This is a genomic window from Kocuria sp. ZOR0020, from assembly GCF_000800955.1.
Lineage (GTDB): Bacteria > Actinomycetota > Actinomycetes > Actinomycetales > Micrococcaceae > Kocuria > Kocuria subflava.
Window position 1 is genome coordinate 1 of the sequence record NZ_JROX01000375.1, and the last position, 663, is coordinate 663.

The window sequence follows — 663 nt, forward strand, 5'->3', positions numbered from 1 at the left end:
ATATAAAATGCCAAGAATAATCAAGGCAATATTAATTACAATCATTATATATTCTCCTGACTTTCTACATAGAGCAAGATACAGAACGCGTCTGCCATGTCGTCATTGATTTTGTCTTTAGGGACTATATTATAACTTTCTAAAATATCAATGCTTTGTTCTTTTCTTGCTTTGCTTTTACCTTTGATTAAGTGATAACCACACCACATTGAATTACTTACATCAACATATCCAATATTATGGCGATTACGCATTACTCCTAAGAAAGAACCGTTAGCCCTAATCAATGAGATATTTCCTTTAGACTTGAACGTGATGATAGGTTCTTCAATATAAATAAAATAATCAAATAAGTTATAATGCTCAATGACTTCTGTTATGCCGTCAGCAATTTGTTTTGCACGTTCCAAAGGGTCTTTGCTTTTACCACCTGCTATTGAACCAACTACATACTCATTTGTTAAAGGATTACGAAACGCATAACCAGTATTAGAAGTACTAAAGTCAATCGCTAAAGCTTTGCTCATAAATCAGAACTCAATTCAACATAAAGTTCTTTGCTTAGTTCTCCGATATCAAATAAGTGCTTAATATAGTGTTCATACTCAATTGGAGTTAATACTTCTTTTTGTGCTAAAATATGTTCTTTGTTCATTTCTTTAT

At 31.7% G+C, this 663-nt stretch carries 1 protein-coding gene; it reads right to left on the reverse strand.

Features of this window, described 5'->3' with window-relative positions; translation table 11 throughout:
- Positions 1 to 44: 44 nt before the first annotated feature.
- Positions 45 to 527 (reverse strand): hypothetical protein, encoded by a 483-nt coding sequence (locus L979_RS15480; protein WP_036849875.1) that lies wholly within the window; start codon positions 525 to 527, stop codon positions 45 to 47.
- Positions 528 to 663 lie beyond the last annotated feature (136 nt).